The sequence below is a fragment of the Aeromonas sp. QDB39 genome (assembly GCF_027707585.1).
Taxonomy (GTDB): domain Bacteria; phylum Pseudomonadota; class Gammaproteobacteria; order Enterobacterales; family Aeromonadaceae; genus Aeromonas; species Aeromonas hydrophila.
Map to the genome: position 1 here is coordinate 1 of NZ_JAPCIV010000079.1, position 372 is coordinate 372.

Consider the following 372-nt stretch of genomic DNA (forward strand, 5'->3'; position numbering starts at 1 on the left):
GCAAAGTAAAATGGAGGGTTTTCTTGCCGCCAAGGATCTGATGGCGCAGGGGATCAAGATCTGATCAAGAGACAGCAGCTAATGTCAGTGACCAGGATGATGGGAGCAAACGAGCATAGGGCACATGAACGGGCGCATGGCTAAGGGAAGGACATATAAGCTTTGGCTCATCGGTGCCTGTCGCTGGTCGGTTGGAGCCCTGGATAGGACTTGTGCCCGCCGGCTGCGGTGCTGCCTCTGTTCTGGCCGGTGGTCACCCGGACGGCAGGAATAGGCCTTGGGCTCGATGGCCGCGGTAGGGCCCCTGGTGCCGGCCTGTGGCCACCCGGGCGGCAGGGATAGGCCTTGGGCTCGCCGGCCGCGGTGATGCCA